Source organism: Bradyrhizobium sp. GCM10028915 (assembly GCF_042666195.1).
GTDB lineage: Bacteria > Pseudomonadota > Alphaproteobacteria > Rhizobiales > Xanthobacteraceae > Bradyrhizobium > Bradyrhizobium canariense_D.
In genome coordinates, this window is record NZ_JBHTFN010000072.1 from 179189 (window position 1) to 197562 (window position 18374).

At 64.7% G+C, this 18374-nt stretch carries 14 protein-coding genes and 1 pseudogene; 11 read left to right on the top strand and 4 right to left on the bottom strand.

The features are described from left to right. Positions 1 to 35 precede the first annotated feature (35 nt). A complete protein-coding gene (locus ACFQX9_RS38515) occupies positions 36 to 272 on the top strand; it encodes a DUF1127 domain-containing protein (RefSeq protein ID WP_162496269.1) in 237 nt (78 codons plus the stop codon). A 912-nt stretch (positions 273 to 1184) separates the two neighbouring features. Here the strand turns inward: ACFQX9_RS38515 and ACFQX9_RS38520 are convergent. From ACFQX9_RS38520 to ACFQX9_RS38530, 3 genes are all read right to left on the bottom strand, one after another. Further along, positions 1185 to 1646: a hypothetical protein gene (locus ACFQX9_RS38520; RefSeq protein WP_085393893.1), complete on the bottom strand. Its 462-nt coding sequence runs from the start codon at positions 1644 to 1646 to the stop codon at positions 1185 to 1187. A 15-nt stretch (positions 1647 to 1661) separates the two neighbouring features. Further along, entirely contained in the window at positions 1662 to 2087 is a 426-nt protein-coding gene (locus tag ACFQX9_RS38525) for a universal stress protein (protein ID WP_007602088.1), read from the bottom strand. 104 nt (positions 2088 to 2191) lie between these two features. Then, a complete protein-coding gene (locus ACFQX9_RS38530; protein ID WP_377792160.1) occupies positions 2192 to 2725 on the bottom strand; it encodes a SixA phosphatase family protein in 534 nt (177 codons plus the stop codon). A 194-nt stretch (positions 2726 to 2919) separates the two neighbouring features. Here ACFQX9_RS38530 and ACFQX9_RS38535 point away from each other — a divergent pair, with 194 nt between their 5' ends. From ACFQX9_RS38535 to ACFQX9_RS38575, 9 genes are all read left to right on the top strand, one after another. Then, positions 2920 to 4377 carry an NAD(P)/FAD-dependent oxidoreductase gene (locus ACFQX9_RS38535; RefSeq protein WP_377792161.1) on the top strand — a complete coding sequence of 486 codons (1458 nt, stop codon included), beginning with the start codon at positions 2920 to 2922 and terminating at the stop codon, positions 4375 to 4377. An 85-nt stretch (positions 4378 to 4462) separates the two neighbouring features. Continuing rightward, entirely contained in the window at positions 4463 to 4975 is a 513-nt protein-coding gene (gene msrB, locus ACFQX9_RS38540; RefSeq protein ID WP_085357245.1) for a peptide-methionine (R)-S-oxide reductase MsrB, read from the top strand. 178 nt (positions 4976 to 5153) lie between these two features. Further along, positions 5154 to 7406, top strand: coding sequence for a flagellar hook-basal body complex protein (locus tag ACFQX9_RS38545; protein WP_204511751.1), 2253 nt, complete (start codon positions 5154 to 5156; stop codon positions 7404 to 7406). A gap of 35 nt (positions 7407 to 7441) precedes the next feature. Then, complete coding sequence (gene flgK / locus ACFQX9_RS38550; protein WP_377792164.1) at positions 7442 to 9325, top strand: flagellar hook-associated protein FlgK; 1884 nt, start codon at positions 7442 to 7444, stop codon at positions 9323 to 9325. A gap of 21 nt (positions 9326 to 9346) precedes the next feature. After that, positions 9347 to 11749, top strand: coding sequence for a flagellar hook associated protein (locus tag ACFQX9_RS38555; RefSeq protein WP_377792166.1), 2403 nt, complete (start codon positions 9347 to 9349; stop codon positions 11747 to 11749). 71 nt (positions 11750 to 11820) lie between these two features. Further along, positions 11821 to 12603: a hypothetical protein gene (locus ACFQX9_RS38560; protein ID WP_085348252.1), complete on the top strand. Its 783-nt coding sequence runs from the start codon at positions 11821 to 11823 to the stop codon at positions 12601 to 12603. After that, entirely contained in the window at positions 12593 to 14242 is a 1650-nt protein-coding gene (locus ACFQX9_RS38565; protein ID WP_377792168.1) for a hypothetical protein, read from the top strand. Before ACFQX9_RS38560 ends, ACFQX9_RS38565 begins: the two co-directional genes overlap by 11 nt. A 1-nt stretch (position 14243) precedes the next feature. Further along, complete coding sequence (locus ACFQX9_RS38570; RefSeq protein WP_377792169.1) at positions 14244 to 15497, top strand: RimK family alpha-L-glutamate ligase; 1254 nt, start codon at positions 14244 to 14246, stop codon at positions 15495 to 15497. Further along, positions 15494 to 16990 (top strand): pyridoxal phosphate-dependent decarboxylase family protein, encoded by a 1497-nt coding sequence (locus ACFQX9_RS38575; protein WP_377792170.1) that lies wholly within the window; start codon positions 15494 to 15496, stop codon positions 16988 to 16990. The genes ACFQX9_RS38570 and ACFQX9_RS38575 overlap by 4 nt, the downstream gene beginning before the upstream one ends. Positions 16991 to 17108: 118 nt before the next feature. Here ACFQX9_RS38575 and flbT read toward each other — a convergent pair whose 3' ends face one another. After that, entirely contained in the window at positions 17109 to 17546 is a 438-nt protein-coding gene (gene flbT / locus ACFQX9_RS38580) for a flagellar biosynthesis repressor FlbT (protein WP_085383931.1), read from the bottom strand. A 319-nt stretch (positions 17547 to 17865) separates the two neighbouring features. Here flbT and ACFQX9_RS38585 point away from each other — a divergent pair. Next, positions 17866 to 18374: pseudogene (locus ACFQX9_RS38585) on the top strand (flagellin); the annotation flags it as partial.

The window sequence follows — 18374 nt, forward strand, 5'->3', positions numbered from 1 at the left end:
GCTTCGCCGCGTGGACAACAGGCCGGAGAAGGACAATGACCACGATCTCGCAGACCGCCGGGCGGAGTTTACGCTCATCCTCGTCAAACGGATTTTTCCGCAAGCTGGCCAACGGCGCCTATGCGCTGTTCGACAGTCTAGAGCGCCGCTCCGCCGTCAAGACGCTGAACGACCTCGATGACCGCGCCTTGCGCGACATCGGCATCACGCGCAGCCAGATCGAGGACGCGGTCTACGGTCAGGCTAAAGCAGAGCTGACGCGGTATCTGTAGGACGCTTTCGCCCTTGTCCCGGGACGCGCAGCAGCGTTCTGAGGCTGCTGCGCTGCGTCCGGGGGCACGAGACTGGCGTTTCGGGCACGCCTGCTTCAACATCGTCACTGCGAGCGCAGCGAAGCAATCCAGAAATCCCACCGCGGAAAGACCCTGGATTGCTTCGCTGCGCTCGCAATGACGGCGTTTGTGGATAGCACTGTCGCTCCTTTAGCTCGCGCTTTCATTGCAGACACACCTTCGCCCTCTCGCGGCTTGTTCGCCCGAGCTTTGCCTCGATGCCTCACCCTCAAATGAAAGAGGGGCGCAGGGAAGACCGGGCGCCGGGCGGTCCACTGTGCGAAGTTGCAGTAAAAAATCTGCACAGCGGCATACAGGTGAAGCCAAAACGTCCGGCCTTCCCTGCGCAGCGGTTTTACGGCTTATGCCGTGCTCTCCCCGGGGAGCGATGCACTATTGCCCCCGTCGCCTCAAGGATGGCTGATGCGCGAACCCGGTCGGGCCGCCACATCACCACAAGACTTGACGCACAGACTCCGGGCGTCAGGACGACACGGTTTTGCCGTACGCTGTCAGCACCGGTCGTGTGCGCGACGCCTTCGCTCACGGTTGCCCGCCCTGCGAAACCATTCGCGCCGGTGTGGCCCAGCGTCCGCCGCTGTCCGGCCCGCGTTCGTGACGATCGCGATACGCCCCTCTTCCTTGGGCCGGGTTGCCGCGACACATACGCCGTTTCCGAATTTCGGTAAGTGGAATATTTTTCGCGGCGCGCGTTGACCGACAGCTTGGGTGTTTTGCCCGACGGGCGATGCAAGGCTTGTAGCCCGGCTGAGCGAAGCGATATCCGGGAATCGTGATACGAGCTGTCCCGGGTATCGCTTCGCTGACCCGGGCTACGAGCTTGTATATGGCTCAGGCGAAGGCGGCCTGGTCCCAAACACCGCCGAGAGCTCGATCGTCTTCGGAGCGCTCGGGCTTGCGGTGAGGTCGTGTCGCTGCGCCGCGTTGGCGCCGATGCCGGACATCCCGACGCGGCAAATGTGCAGCGACGTTGCCCGCGAACTTGGCGATACGTGCGGCGGCCTGTTTAAGGACGAACAGCATCGTCGTGACGCGGCTAAGCGCGCCGAGCAGGATCAGCACCGCGAAGATGTCGATATAGGCGAGGAAGTCGCCGACCAGCATCAATTCCGGCGGGATTGGGATCCTGTGGTAGTAAGCCAGTACGAGGATCACGACGGGGATGAAGGCGATCACCTTCCGCACCGTCAGCCTGTCCAGCAGTGCGGCCAGTTGCACGACCAGCACCTCCCATAAAGCATCGCCGATCGCGAGCGGGATCCCGTACGTCCATCTCCGCCACCATTGCTTCACGACATTGCTCCGAGCTCAGTGCCTGACCACCAGCACGGAGCATTTTGCGTAGCGCACGACGTGCCCGGCATTGGAGCCGAGAAAGTAGGTGCGCATCGCCGGCCGGTGCGAGGTCATCACGATCAGCTCGGCCTTCATGTGAACGGCTTCCTCCAGGATCTCGTGATAGATGCCGCCCTGGCGCACCACGCTGGAGATGCGGGAAGGCTCGATGCCGGACTCGCGTGCGACGATGGCGAGGGCTTCTTCCGAGGTCTGGCGCTGCTGCTCGTCGAAATCGGCCGGCACGTATTCGGCCAGCATCACCGGCGTCATCGGCAGCACGTTGAGCAGGCGCACCACGCCGCTCCAGGTCTGCGACAGCGTTGCGGCGGTCGCGATCGCCGGCTTGGCCAGGTCGGTGTCGGCGAGGTCGATGGGCACGAGGATGGACTTGAACATCTGCGCCTCCAAATCTTCCAGTCAGGACGTCTTGCCGGCACGTCGCGCGATCAACCCGATCGAAACAGCCTTAGCTTCGAAGCAACCTTAACTTCGAAGTAGCCTTAGCTTCGAAGCAGCCTTGGACTGACGAACAGCACCAGGCTGCCGCGGCGGTAAGCCACGTCACCCCAATCCTTGACGTCAAAATCGAAGATCGCAAGCCCCGACGTGGGCAGGTTGTCGGCGAGCGCCTTGGCGGCGGCCGGATCGCCGCCGCCCGTCAGCATCAGGGCGATCTCGTGCATGCCCGGATTGTGGCCGACCAGCAGCAATTGCCTCGGATCAGCCGGAATGGTTGCAGTGCGAATGGATTCCAGGATCTGGGCGGGATCGGCGGCGTAGAGTTCCGGCAGGACCTCGACCTGCGGCGCGGCGACGCGGTCCTTCATGGTCTCCCAGGCAATGTCCCAGGTCTGCCGCGCCCGGACGGCATGCGATACCAGTACGGCCTCGGGAAAGGGGGGATGGGAGGCCATCCAGTCGCCGATCTCGGCGGCATCCTTGTGGCCGCGGTCGTCGAGCCGGCGGTCCTGGTCACGGCCGCTCGGCGCGTCAGTCTCGGTCTTGGCGTGACGCAGCAGCATCAAACGGCGCATGGCACTCTCGAATCGTTACGCGTTCCAGAATAATCTACAGGTGCCGGTTGAGGGCAAGGTGACAAGGGCCTGCACAGTCCTCTAAAGCGCGATGAGATTAGGACAATCCCCATCGCGCTTTAAATTTTTGTTTTGAGCATGATCTTTTCGGAAAACCGCTGCACACTTTTCCGGATCATGCTCTAAGAAACGGCATGAGCGAGACTTTCACAAGCGTGTCCCAGGAAGAAGCCGGCTTTCGTGAACGCGCGCGACTGTCGTTTGATCTCGACGCCGATATCTGCGTGATCGGGGCGGGGCTTGCAGGGCTCTCCATTGCGCTCGAGGCGGCCCGGCTGGGGGCCAGCGTCGCGGTGCTCGAGGGCCGCCACATCGGCTGGAACGCTTCCGGCAATCAACTCGGCACCGTGATGCCGGGCTTCGCGCTGCCGCTCGCCGAGCTGATCGAGCGCATCGGCTTCGAGGATGCGCGGGAATTGTGGACACTGTCGAAAGAGGGCGCCGAGTTCGTCCGGGCCAACGCCACCGAAGAGAACATGCCCGGGATCGGCCCGACCGACGGCGTGCTCGAGGTCTCCAACGTCGATGCCGGCGACCGGCTGATCAGCCGCTTGCAGATGCTGAACGAGGATTTCGACACCGAGGCCGAGGGCTGGCAGGTCGATCGCGTCCGCGCGGCACTCAAGACCGATCGCTACTTCCACGGCGTGTATTATCCGAAGGCGTTCCAGGTCGACGGGCGCAAATATGTGCACGGCCTCGCGGCGCTGGCGCGGCGCGCAGGCGCCCGCATCTTCGAGGACACGCCGGTCGTCAGCATCGATCATTCCGGCATCCGCAAGCGCATCGTCACGCCCTCGGCGCGGCTGCGCGCCACCCATATCGTGCTCGCCGGCAACATCCATCTCGGCGCGCCGTTGCGGCGCCTGTCGGACACGCTGCTGCCGGTCTGGCGCTATGCCGGCATCACCGCGCCGCTCGGCGAGCGCGTGCACGAGATCATCGGCTTCAAGGGATCGGTGATGGATTCCGACGGCGTCGACCATTTCCGGATCGTCGATGGCGACCGGCTGATGTGGGAAAGTCCGGAGACCACTTGGGCCGCACGGCCGCAGCGCTTTGCAGGCAGCGTCAGGCGGCGGATCCGGTCGATCTTTCCTCAATTCGGCAATGTCGAGATCACCGACATGTTCGGCGGCGCCACCGGCCAGACCGTGCACGGGATGCCGCAGATCGGCCAGTTGCGCAAAGGCCTGTGGGTCGCAAGCGGCTTCGGCCGCCAGGGCATGAACACCTCGGCCATGGCCGGGCAGATGATCGCCCGCAGCATCCTGTGGGGCGACGAGCGCTGGAAGCTGTTCTCGCCGTTCGAGCTGGTCTGGGCGGGGGGAACGACGGGGCGGGTTGCCGGGCAACTGGTCGGAATCTGGGGCAGGGCAAGTTCCGCCGCCGCAGGCTCGCTTGCCCGCTATCGCGAGCGTGCCAGGGTCAAGGACCGGGAACGCGAGGCGCGGCTGGCCGAAGCCAACCGGGCCGCCGGGACCGGTCCGCGCCGTCCGCCGCCCGGGGTTCGGCCCCGGCCGGCCCTACCGCCGAAGCCTGTGGCGGAAGCCGTGGAACCAGTCCCGCAGGACGACAGCGCCTCGCGATAAGGTGAGAAAAACTCCGCCCGGAAGTGTAACGTCGACGGTTAGAGCCCGTATCTCAGGGCGTAGACGCTCCCGCATGGAGAATGAGATGTTTGACCGCCGCATCCTGTTGACGACTGTCGCCGGCCTGTTCGGCCTTGCGGCCTTTCGCTGGCTCAGAGCATCGCCGGCTGAGGCTGGAGAGAAAGCCGCGCAAAAATTCGAGATCGAGAAGACCGACGCCGAATGGCGTGCCCAGCTCACGCCGCAGCAATATGAGATCCTTCGCAAGGAGGGTACCGAGCGGCCGGGCTCCAGCCCGCTGCTCAAGGAGCACCGCAAGGGCGTCTTCGCCTGCGCCGGCTGCGACCTGCCGCTGTTCGCCTCGGACACCAAATTCGAGAGCGGCACGGGCTGGCCGAGCTTCTACCAGCCGATCGAGGGCAATGTCGGCAAGACCGAGGATCGCACCTTTGGCATGCTCCGCACCGAGGTGCATTGCCGGCGCTGCGGCGGCCATCTCGGCCACGTCTTCGACGACGGTCCGAAGCCGACCGGATTGCGCTACTGCATCGACGGTTTCGGGCTGGTCTTCCACCCCGCGGCTGCATCCGCAACCTAGCTTTTGTCCCGGCAATTGTTGCCGGTCCCGGCAATTGTGCCCCGGTCATCAGGCCGGGGCTTTTTCGTTAAGTCATTGATTTCATGAGAAAACCAGCATTGGCATAGCCCTTGCGACAGTCTCCTCCGACTGCGGCCATGGTCGACCGGCCGCCGAGATCGGATCTGGAGACAAAGTTATGGGTATCTTCGATGCAATGAACACCTCGGTGGGTGGCCTGCAGGCGCAGTCCTACGCGCTGCAGAACATTTCCGGCAACATCGCGAACTCATCCACCACCGCTTACAAGGGCATCGGCACCAGCTTCGTCGATCTCATTCCCGACTCCTCGGTCCCGAGCAAGCAGGTCGCGGGCGGCGTGACCGCCAACGCCAAGGCCACCATCACCACGCAGGGCACAATCTCGGGCTCCAGCGTCGCCACCAACATGGCGATCACCGGTGACGGCTTCTTCTCGATCCAGAAGGCGACGGGCGTCGTCGACAATGCGCCGGTGTTCAGCGGCGTCACCTATTACACGCGGCGCGGCGACTTCCAGCTCAATGCCAACGGCAATCTGGTCAACGGCGCCGGCTACTATTTGATGGGTGTCACAGTCGACCCGAAGACCGGCAACCCGCAAGGCAACGTTGCGACGGTCCTGAAATTCCAGAACAACTTTATCCCGGCGCAGGCGACGACCTCGATCCAATACGCGGCGAACTTGCCGACCCAGCCGAACACCGTGGCAAGCACGACGGCGGCAACCAAGACGCTGCTGGCCGCCGGCGGACTGAACCCGTCGGACTTCGCCGCCAACCCGCTGCCGGTCGGCACGCCGCCTCCGCCCTATGCAAACGCCACGACATCCGGCGCTGCCGCGACCGGCAATGTCCGCTCGCCGTACTCGTCGACCACGGCGACCGGCACAACGGCGCTCCAGAACAACTCTGCGGCGGTCGCATCGACCACCACTTCGCTCGACAACGCCCTGGGTACGCATCTCGCCTCCACCACCCTCACCGCGCTGAGCGGCCAGGTGCTCAACATCAACGGCAACACGGTCACGTTCAACGGCGGCACCACCGTCACGACGGTCGGCAGCAACACCACGATCGGTCTCGGCGCGGGCACGACGGCCACCGTGGCCAGCATCCTGAGCGCGATCCAGACCGCCGGCGGCGCCGGCGTTACCGCATCGCTCAGCGCCAGCGGCAACATCGTGATCTCCAGCGGCACGAGCACCGACGTACCGGTTGGTAGCGGCCAGGCGGCCACGGCGCTCGGCATCAGCAGCGTGACGCGCGGCGGCAACGTGCTGTCCTCGCCCGCGATCTCGGGCGCCACGGTGCTGAGCGGCGCAGCGGCGGCCGGCGGCGCCGAGGTGATCACATCGGGCTTCTCCGCCGGCGACGTCATCACGGTCAATGGTCAGCCGCTGACCTTCGTGGCCGCCGGCGCGTCAGGCCCGAACCAAATCAACGTCACCGACAACATCACGATGCTGCTCGGCAAGATCGACGCTCTCTCCGGTGCAACGGGGTCGTCGGTCAGCAGTGGCGGCGTGATCACGTTGAACACCGGCACAGCTTCCAACCTTTCGGTGGCGAGCTCCAACAGCGCCGCCTTCGCCGCGCTTGGGTTCACCTCGACCATCACCAAGAATCGTGACGGTGGTGGCGTTGCCGGCACCGGCGGCGTGATCGGCAATGACATCGCCACCTTCACCAAGGAATCGATCAGCGGTGGCGCGGTGACCGCCTACAACGCAGCCGGCACGCCGGTGAACCTGCAATTGCGTTGGGCCAAGACCGACAGTGCCTCGCTTGGCGCGGGCCATGCCGATACCTGGAACATGTTTTACCAGACTGACCCGAATGCGACCGGCACGACGGTGGGCTGGGTCAATACCGGCCAGGCCTTCACCTTTGCCGCCGACGGCTCGCTGACCTCGCCGAGCGGCTCGGGTATCACCATCAACAATGTCAGCGTCAGCGGCCAGTCGCTGGGCTCGGTCTCCTTCAACATCTCCTCGGGCGGGCTGACGCAATATGCCAGCACCAGCGGCGCGGTCACCATCAACACCATCACCCAGAACGGCTACGCCGCCGGTCAGCTTCGATCGGTCGCCGTCAACAATAACGGCCTCGTGGTCGGGACCTTCTCCAACGGTCAGAACCTCGACCTCGCACAGGTCTCGTTGTCGCATTTCAACGGCACCAATTACCTGAAGGCGCAGGACGGCGGCGCCTACGCCGCGACCGAACAGTCGGGCCCTGCCATCGACGGTGCTTCCGGTTCGATCAGCGGCTCGTCGCTGGAAGGCTCGAACACCGACATCGCCGACGAATTCACCAAGCTGATCGTGACCCAACAGGCCTATTCGGCCAACACCAAGGTGATCACGACGGCGAATACGATGGTTCAGGATCTTTTGAACGTGTTGCGCTGATTGGGGCGTGACGTAACCAAAGGCGGCAAGTCAACATGGGTTTGAGTTCAGCCCTGGCCAGTGCGATGAGCGGTCTGCGTGCCAATCAGGCTGCGCTCTCGATCGTTTCGTCGAACGTCGCCAACTCGCAGACGCCGGGTTACGTCGTCCAGACGCCGAACCAGATCGAGGTCACCACCGGCGACTTCGGCTCGACGGTGACGACGACCGGCGTCAGCCGCGAGCTCGACACCTATGTGCAGAAACAGCTGCGCACCGAGATCGGCGGCAGCGGCTACGCCGACCAGATGGCCAACATCCTGAAGCAGCTTCAGAATGTCTATGGCACGCCCGGCAACAGCGGTACGCTCGAAACTGCGCTGAACAGTTTCACCACGGCGCTGCAGGCGCTGTCGACCAACGCGGGCTCGTCGTCGGCGCAAACGGTTGCGCTCGGCGCCGCGCAGACGCTGGCGCAGCAGCTCAACCTCACCACCAAGGGCATCCAGTCGCTGCGCTCCAACGTCGAGCAGGATCTCAGCACCTCGGCGCTAGCTGCCAACGCGGCGATGCAGCAGGTCGCCGACATCAACTCCCGGCTCCAGGGCCTGTCGGAACACGACCCCTCTGCTGCGACACTGATGGACCAGCGCGACCAGGCCATCAACACGCTGTCGAAATATGTCGACGTCCACGTCACCACCGACGGGTCCAATCAGGCCAACATCTACACGACCACCGGCATCCAGCTGGTCGGCGCCGGGCTGGCGTCGCAATTCACCTTTGCGTCCGCCGGCGCGCTGTCGGCGACTTCGCTCTACAACATCGATCCGGCCAAATCCGGCGTCGGCGCGTTCAACATCAAGCTCCCGAACGGATCCTCGGTCGACGTCATCGCCAACAACGTGGTGTCTTCGGGCCAGATCGCGGCCGATCTGAAGCTGCGCGACCAGACGCTGGTGCAGGCGCAGAACCAGATCGACCAGTTCGCCGCGACGATGTCGAGCGCGTTGTCGGACAAGACCACGGCCGGCAGCACGGTCACCGGCCCGCCGGCCGGCTTCGATCTCGACCTTGCCGGGGCGGCGCCGGGCAACAGCGTCAACTTCACCTACACCGACACGACCACCAACACCAAGCGGCAGGTCACGCTGGTCAACGTGACCGATCCGGCGGCGCTGCCGCTCCAGAACCCCACCAACGCCAATCCGATGCAGATCGGGGTGAACTTTTCCGGCGGCATGGGCGCGATCGCCTCGGCGCTCAACACCGCGCTTTCCAACTCGCATCTGTCGTTCGCCGCCGCCCCGTCGCCGGCAACGGCGACCACATTGCGGGTTACCGACGACAACAGCGGCCTCGCCAAGGTCAATTCGGCCTCGATCACCAAGACGATCTCGTCGCTGACCTCGGGCAATCCGCAACTGCCGCTGTTCACCGATGGCGGGCAGGCGCTCTACACCGGTGCGATCACGGCATCGGGCTCGCAGATGACCGGCCTTGCCGGACGCATCGCCGTGAACACGCAGCTCACCACCGACCCGACCAGGCTGTCGGTCTACAACACCTCGCCGGTGACGCCCACCGGCGACACCACGCGCTCGGACTATCTCTATTCGCAGCTCACCTCGGCGGTGTTCTCCTATTCGCCGCAATCCGGTCTGGGCTCGGCGAGCCAGCCCTTCACCGGCAGCGTCTCGAACTACCTCCAGCAGTTCCTGAGCGTTCAGGGCAATGCCGCCACCCAGGCCACCCAGCTCCAGCAGGGCCAGAGCGTCGTGGTCTCGACTCTGCAGGCCAAGTTCAACTCGACCGCCAGCGTCAACCTGGACTCGGAGATGTCGAACCTGATCCAGCTCCAGAATGCCTATGCCGCCAACGCCCATGTCATGTCGGTGGTGCAGAGCATGATGAATACGTTGCTCCAGGCTCAAGTGTAACAAGTAACAGGGCTCTGAAACATGTCGATCAGCAGCATCAACTACTCCTCGTCGGTTCTCGGCTCGCAGATCCGCAACATCAACCAGCAGCTCACCGACCTGTCGACGCAGCTCTCGACCGGCAAGCTGTCGCAGAACTATTCCGGGATGGGCACCAACGAGGGCTTTGCGATCGCCGGGCGCGCGCAGCTCTCCAACATTGCCGCCTATACCGACACGATGACCAACGTCAACGTCAGCATCAACCTCGCCAATACCGCGTTGCAGTCGCTGACCACGATCCGCAACACGGTGCAGACGGGCTCGGCCAACACCGCGCAGGATCTCAACGTCAACGGCCAGACGGTTGCGCAGAACACTGCGGCTGCGCAATTCGGCTCGATGGTCGGCGTTCTCAACACGCAGTCTGGCAACCGCTATCTGTTCTCCGGAACCGCCTTCAACACGCCGTCGGTCGCGAATGCCGGCGACATCATCAACGGCACCACGACGCAGGCGGGCTTCAAGACCGTCATGGCGGAGCGTCAGGCCGCCGACCTCGGCGCCAACGGCATGGGCCGGCTGGTGCTGACGACGCCACAGCCGACGCCGAGCTCGGTGAAGGTGTCCGAGGACTTCGCGGCATCGCCATTCGGCCTGAAGATCGCCGCGGTCTCCTCGACGCTGACCGGCGCGACGGTCACCGGCCCGAGCGGCTCGCCGGTGTCGTTCTCGGTCGACCTCAACGGCGTCAATCCGAAAAATGGCGACAAGCTCAGCGTGCAGTTCACGCTGCCCGATGGCTCGAGCGAGCAGATCGACCTGACGGCGTCCACCGCGACGCCGACACCTGTCGGCAGCTTTGCGATCGATCCCGGTAACCCCAATGTCGTTCCGGTCGTTCCTCCGGACCCGAACATCACGGCGACGAACCTCAACACCGCGCTGAACACCGCGATCAAGAAGCTCGCCGGCACCTCGCTGGTGGCGGCGTCCGCTGTCACCGCCGGGGACAATTTCTTCAATACGGCGGGATCCGCCACTGCCAATGTGGCGGCCACCGGCAATCTGCGCTCCTATACCTCCACGACCGGGACGGGCTCGGTCGCGTTGCAGGACAGCGCATTGGCGATTGCGTCTACGACCACGTCGCTCGATTCGTCGGCGACACCCCATCTCAACGGGACCATTCTCAACGCGCTCGCCAACGCTCCGACCGGTACCACCCTGACCATCACCGGCGCGAGCGGCGCCCACACGATCACCTTCGACCCTACCGTCATTACCGTCACCACGACGGCCAGCGGCAATACCACTATCGGATTGGCTTCGGGCAGCGCCGCGAAGGTGTCTGATATCTTGAATGCGATCGCGACGGCCGCCGGCATCCCCGCCGCCAACGTAACTCTGAGCGCCAGCGGCAATATCCAGATCGCGACCGGCACCGGCACGGATGTGGCGGTCACCGGCGGCGCGGCGGCCACGTCGCTCGGTCTCAGCAGCGTGACGCGCGGCAGCGTGGCGTCGACGCCTCAGATCACCGGTTCAACTGTGCTGAGCGGCATTGCGACCACGGGCGGCCCGGAAGTCCTCTCAGCGGCGTTCCAGGCGGGGTCGGCGGGTCCGCCTGCCGTTGATCCCGATACGATCACGGTGAACGGTCAGACGCTGACTTTTGTCGCCTCGGGCGCCAGCGGCCCAAACCAGATCAACATCACCGACAACATCACAACTCTGCTTGGCAAAATCGATCAGATCACCGGCACCACGAAGCCCTCGACGATCCATGGCGGCGTGATCACGATCAACACGGACGATCCCGGGAGCCTCAACATCACGAGCTCGAACAGCACGGCGTTCGCGGCGCTCGGCTTCACGACCTCCCCGGTCACGGCGGCAAAGGCTCCGCTGCGCGTCGGCTCGTCGCCCCTCGGCTCGGCGACGACGCTGGTGAACGGCTCGGCCACCACCGTGCAATGGTACCTGGGCAATGACGGCCCCGGCTCGCCGCGCTCCACCGCGATGGCCCGGGTCGACGATTCCGTCACGGTGCAGTATGGCGCGCAGGCGAACGAGGACGCGATCCGCAAGGGGCTGCAGGCGGTCGCCGTGTTCGGGACGTTCTCGACCTCACCGACCGGGCAGTATTCGGGCGGGCAGGTCGCCGCGCTGAGTCTGCGGGTGACACAGGCCCTGACGAAGCAGCCAGGCCAGCAGCGCATCGAGGACATCCAGACCGACATCGCGATGGCCCAGAACACCATGAAGGACGCAGGCACGCGCCAGACCCAGGCCAAGGCGCAGCTCCAGACCATCATCGACCAGGCGGAATCAGCCTCGCCGGACCAGGTCGCGAGCGAGATCCTGTCGCTCCAGAATGCGCTCCAGGCGTCCTACCAGGTGACCTCGAACCTCGCGCAGCTCTCGCTCGTCAAGTTCCTGTAAGCGGGCGTTAAGGCGCCGTTAACCATGCCTCTTTACCTCTTGGTGAGGATTGCAGCGGGGCGGAGCTGACGATGTCGGAGAAGATGAAACTGGTGGTGGCCACGCCATGTTTCGGCGGGCAGGTGACGAGCATCTATGCGAGCTCGATCTTCGCGCTCCAGCGCGCCGTGCACGGCATGGCCAATCTCGAGCTCAAGGTGCTGCTGCGCGACGGCGATGCGCTGATCACGCGCGCGCGGGCCAATCTGGCCGCGATGTTCCTGGACGATCCCGAAGCGACGCACTTCCTCTTCATCGATGCCGACATCGGCTTCAAGCCGGAGCAGGTGTTCCGGCTGATCGAGTGCGGCGCGGACGTCGTCGCCGGCTGTTATCCAATCAAGCGGATCAACTGGGACAAGGCCGCGCGGGCGATCCAGTCCGGCCGCGCCGACGTGCCGGCCGCATCGCTCGACTACGTGCTCGAGATTGAGGACCCCGACCGCATCGTGGTAGTGAACGGCTTCACCCGCGTGCGCTACGCCGGCACCGGCTTCCTGATGATCCGGCGCTCCGTGCTGGAGGCGATGTGCCGCCATCCGGACTACGCGGCCCTGCAATTCTTCCACGAGCATTCGCACGATACGCTGGCGGCGAGCCACAACCGGTTTGCCTTGTTCGAATGCATGATCGATGCGGCGACCGGCACCTATCTGTCCGAGGACTTCGCCTTCTGCAAGCGCTGGACTGATATCGGCGGTGAGATCTGGGCCGACATCGAGAGCTCGCTCGATCACGTCGGACCGTCGGTGTTCCACGGCGACATCACCTCGCAATTCGCACCGGCGCCCGCGGCGGCGGCCGATGCGGCGTGAGCCTTTCGGGATGAGCGCCGGCGCATCCCGTCTGTCAGCCAGCGAGCGCGCGTCCGACGGCGGCTCGCGCTATCGCCTGCGCGATCTCTTCACACCACTGGATACGCTGCTCGCCTCCGGCGGAGATCCGCGGCTGGCGCTCGATCCGAACGACCGTGTCAACGCCTACGGCTGCGCGGCTTCGCCGGAGCCGGAGCTCTGGAATTTCGCCTCCGCGACCGCATCGACGATCTCGCAGATGGCCTACGACCGCGCCGCGCTGGCGCGCGAAGAGCTGATGCACAAGTGCCTGTTCGACGAGGTCGAAATCGCCTTCGACGCCCGCTGCGAGGACATGCGCGAGGAGCTGCGCGGCCATCTTGCGCTCTCGTCGCGGATCGACGTCGTGTTCTCGCCGTCCGGCACGGACTCCCAGCTTCACGCCCTGTTCGTGGCGCGCGCGGTGCTCGGCGCGGCGCCGGTGACGATCGTGGTCGGCGCCGACCAGACCGGAAGCGGGACGCCGCATACCGCACGCGGCCACCATTTCAGCACGATGACGGCAGGCGGCATGGCCGTGCGCAAGGACGGCGCGGTGACGGGGCTGGCCGGCGACAGCATCGCGGTGCCGCTGATCGACATGGCGGCCGGCATTGCGATGCGCACCGATGCCGATGCCGCGGTGCTGCATGCGGTCGAGACCAGCCTCGCGCAAGGCCGGCGCGTTTTGTTGCAGATCATGGATTCGTCAAAACTCGGTTGGCGTGCCCCAAGCGAGGCGTGTCTCGACGAGATCGCGCGGCGCTGGCCGCGCAAGGTTCAAATTGTCGTCGATGCCTGTCAGGCGCGGCTCGGTCGCCGGCGGCTGCGCGCCTATCTCGACCGTGGTTACATGGTGCTGATCACCGGCTCGAAATTTTTCGGCGGACCGGCCTTCAGCGGTGCGCTGCTGCTGCCGAAAGGCCTGTCGCGGTCGATCGACCGGATGGGCGGGATCGCGCCTGGCATCTTCGATTATGCCGGCCGCTGCGACTGGCCGGTGGCGTGGACGATGCTGCGCTCGCGGTTCGAGCGCCGGCCGAATTTCGGTCAATGGCTGCGCTGGGAGGCCGCGCTGGCCGAGATCGGCAGCTACTACGCCGTGCCCGGGGCTTTCCGCGCCAGGATGCTGGCCGAGCTTGCAGCCGGCATCGACAGCAAGATCGCGTTGTCGCCGTCGCTTCGTGCCGTTCCCACCGCGATCGAGAAGTCCGGCGCGGACGACGAGGAGTTCGCGCAAACCACGATCTTTCCGTTCACGCTGCTGCGCGGCGGCAAGCCGGTCTCGCTCGCCGAGACCAGCGCCGTGCATCGGGCGCTGGCGTGCGACATGGCCGAGGAGATCAGCGGCAGCGCGGCAGACCGGCAAGTGGCCGCCCAGCGCTGTCTCATCGGCCAGCCGGTCCGACTGGAGCGGCAGGACGGTGCGCCGCAGGCCGTGTTGCGCCTCTGCGTCGGCGCACGATTGGTGACCGAGGCATGGTCGCCGGATACAATGCAGGCGCAACGCAATGTGCAGCACGTTCTTGATCGCATCGCCCATGTGCTGGTGAAGATCGAGCTGCTGCTTGACCGTGGCGCGGTTGCGGCCGTGCCGGCAAAGTCCGCGTTCGAGGTGTGAGATGCAACATCCAGTTTCCGCGCCGGGCGGCGTGACCGCGCCGACCCATGCCGACCGCATCGGCTTTGCGCAGTTGACGCGCCGCGCCTTCGAGGGCGGCGACCTGCATCCGTTGCGCGAGCGGCTGCTGGCGCGGATCGAGGAGGGAACGGCGGAGGCCGGCGAAGGCCTCGATCTCTCGCTGATTGCCCAGCTTCTCGGCGAGAAGGAGGTCGGGCTGGTGATCCAGACCGAGGTGCTCTCCTTCCACCAATTGTTTCGTACGCCTTGCGCGGCTCCAAAACCCCGCCTGCGCGTGCTCGCGCTCGCCGCCGATATCGACATGGGCGGCAACACGCCGATCGACTTCCTGCTTGAAGATTCCGACATCGAGCTGTTGACGCTCTACGTTGTCAAGGGCATCGGCCTGCCGGAGACTCTGCCCGAGCACGACGTCGCCATCGTGATCGCATCCGATTCCGAGGAGTGCCGGGAGGCACTCGCGCTGATCGAGAAGGCCGCGCCGCACTGGCCGAAGCCGCTGCTCAATCGTCCGGATCTCATTGGCAATCTCGATCGCGACAAGCTGTATCGTCTGCTGACGGGCGTGCCCGGCCTCGACATTCCCGTGACCGCCCCCACGACGCGTGCGCAATTGTCGGAGCTTTCGCGAGGCAGGATCGTTTGCGAGGAGATCACGGGCGAACTGCGCTTTCCAATGATCGTGCGGCCGCGCGGTACGCATGCCGGCGTCGGTCTCGCGAAACTCGACGATGCTGGAGCGCTCGCGGCCTATCTCGCCGAGCGACAAGAGCAGGACTTCTTCGTCGCACGTTTCGTCGACTATGCGAGTCCGGACGGGCTCTACCGCAAATATCGTCTCGCGATGGTCGACGGCAAAGCCTATGCGTGCCACATGGCAATCGCCGATCGCTGGGACATCTGGTATCTCAACGCCTTCATGGCGTTCAGCGAGGAGAAGCGGGCCGAGGAAGCCGTCTTCATGCTCGACTTCGACCATGCTTTCGCCGCGCGCCACAAAATCGCGCTCGACGAGATGAGCAGGCGCGTCGGCCTCGATTACTTCATCGTCGATTGCGCCGAGAACCAGAACCGCGAGCTGCTGGTCTTCGAAGCCGACAATACCGCCGTTGTGCACAACATGGATCCGCCGGCCGTATTTCCGTACAAGCCGCCGCAGATGCGCAAGATCTTTGTGGCATTCACGGCGATGCTGTCGCGGCATGCAAGAGCGGGTGAGGAGAGTGCAGCATGAACGAGATCATCCGCAACACGCAAAGCTCCGTCACGCACACTTCGCTCGATCCGCAGGACTGGAGCGATTTCCGCGCGCTCGCCCATCGCATGCTTGACGAGACGATCGACGGCATCGCCAACGTTCGCGCGCGTCCGGTGTGGCAGCCGATCCCCGACGGCGTTCGTGCGGCGTTCAACGCCGATGTGCCGCGCGAGGCGAACGACCTCGCCGACGTCTATCGCGACTTCTCCGAACATGTCGCGCCCTATGCGACCGGCAACGTCCATCCCGGTTTCATGGGCTGGGTGCATGGCGGCGGTACCGCGGTCGGCATGGTCGCGGAAATGCTCGCGGCGGGCCTCAACGCCAATCTCGGCGGCCGCGACCACATGCCGATCGAGGTGGAGCGCCAGGTCGTCGACTGGATGCGACGCCTGTTCGCCTTCCCGGAAAGCGCGAGCGGCATCTTCGTCACCGGCACGTCGATGGCCAATCTGATGGCGGTGCTGGTGGCGCGCACCAGCGCGCTCGGCACGCTGGCGCGGCAGTACGGCATCGGCAATGACGGTGCGCTGCTCACGGCTTACACATCGCGGGCCGCCCATGGCTGCGTCTCGCGGGCGATGGACATCGCTGGGCTCGGCAGCGATGCGCTGCGCAAGATCGGCGTCGATACCGATCATCGCATGGACGTTGCCGCGCTACGTGCGCAGATCGCGATCGATCGTGAGGTCGGTTTCAGGCCGTTCCTGGTCGTCGCATCCGCCGGTACCGTCGATATCGGCGCGGTCGACGATCTCAAGGCGATCGCGGAGTTGTGTCGCGAGGAAGGAATCTGGTTTCACGTCGACGGCGCCTTCGGTGCGCTCGCGATTCTGTCGCCCGAGCTTGCGCCGCTGCTCGGCGGCATCGAGCTTGCGGACTCCATTGCGCTCGACTTCCACAAATGGGGACAGGTGCCTTATGACGCCGGCTTCCTGCTGGTGCGCGACGGCGAGCAGCATCGACAGGCCTTTACGCAGCCCGCGGCCTATCTGCGTCGCGAGGCGAGGGGGCTTGCGGCCGGCGCAATCTGGCCCTGCGATCTCGGCCCCGATCTGTCGCGCGGCTTCCGTGCGTTGAAGACGTGGTTCACGTTGAAGACGTTCGGCACAAATCGGCTCGGTGCGGTGATCGCGCGAAGCTGTGCGCTGGCGAAATATCTGGAGACGCGCGTTCTCGCCGAGCCGCGGCTGGAATTGCTGGCGCCGGTCAATCTCAACATCGTCTGCTTTCGTTACCGCGCTGCCGACGAGGTCAACCGCGAGATCGTTGCCGACATCCAGGAGTCCGGTATCGCGGCGCCCTCAAGCACGACGCTCGACGGCAGGTTTGCGATCCGCGCCGCTATCGTCAATCACCGTACCGACGAGAGCGACATCGACGCGCTGGTCGCGGCCGTGCTGGAGTTCGGCGGACGGCGCAGCGGCGGCGTGATCGAGGTCGAGGCGCCGCCGCTTGTGGCGCAGTGACATCAGGTTTTTTTGACGCGGTTTCTTCAAGCGAAGCGGTACCTTCGCTTGAAAGCGGTTGAACGAAAAACGCTCCGAACCTGGTTTGCGGCGTTTTTGTTTGCAATGCGTGAAGCGCTCAGGCGGCCGAGCTGACGTCTTCCTCGACCTCATCCTTGGGATGGGTGGCCTCGAACTGCTCACGCAGCTTGTCTTCATAGGCGATCAGCTTGCGGGCGTCTTTCAGCGCCCGGTAGAGGTCGCCGCTCATGATGTGGTTGTTGATGTCCTCGATGATAGGCCAGGCGCTCGGCACCGCCGTGACGATGTCACGCACCAGGTTGAAATAGGTGCCGTGCTGGCTCTGCGGATCCGGCGAGATGTACATGAGCTGGACCGCCAGATAGACGAGCTTGGCGGGCGTATCGGCGGTCTCCGGCGTGAGAATGTCGCGCTCGCGCAGGATCGGCACGTTGTCGCCGTCGATCAGAAGGCGGGCGCGCTGTTCAGTGTTGGTTATCACACAGTTACCGACGATGATGCGTTCGTGCGGTCTGAGCTCGACCTTGAGGGCCATGCCTGTTCTCCATCAACGCTTTCGTAACCGAGCGTGTGTTGCGGCGGATCAGGGCGCAATACTCCATCAAGACTAGTTAACGAGTTGTAAATCTCGGGTCTGGGGACGAAAAAACCCAATCATTTCAACGCCGAACTATGCGGCGCCGGAGCGGCAGAAGCCGTTTGCCCATCCGAATCATGCCGCGACTCAGCGAAAGCGCCGGTTTCATTTCATGCTTCGTTAGATTCTCGGCGCCACGGTCCGCCGGTCGCTGGATCATGCTCGATCCAAGCAGACGCGTAACAGTAAGCGTCGTTTACCAGAAAGGTAACACCCAATGTCCGGTATCGTTCTCTCCTCCTCGGTTCGTCAGAACCTGCTCTCCCTCCAGTCCACCGCTGATCTTCTCGCCACCACGCAGAACCGTCTGTCGACCGGCAAGAGCGTCAACTCGGCTCTGGACAGCCCGACCAACTTCTTCACCGCCCAGTCGCTCGACAACCGCGCCAGCGACATCAACAATCTGCTCGACGGCATTGCCAACGGCGTGCAGGTGCTGCAGGCTGCCAACACCGGCATCACCTCGCTGCAGAAGCTGATCGACAGCGCGAAGTCGATCGCCAACCAGGCGCTGCAGACCACCGTCGGTTACTCCACCAAGTCCAACGTCTCGGCCACGATCTCGGGCGCGACGGCGTCCGACCTGCGCGGCACGACTTCCTATGCAAGCGCCACCGCGCTCAGCAACGTGCTGTATGACGGCACGGCGGGCGGCACGCACGCGGCGACCTCGGCGATCACCCTGGGCGCGACCCAGGGCGTCAACACCGGTGCGACTGCAACGGC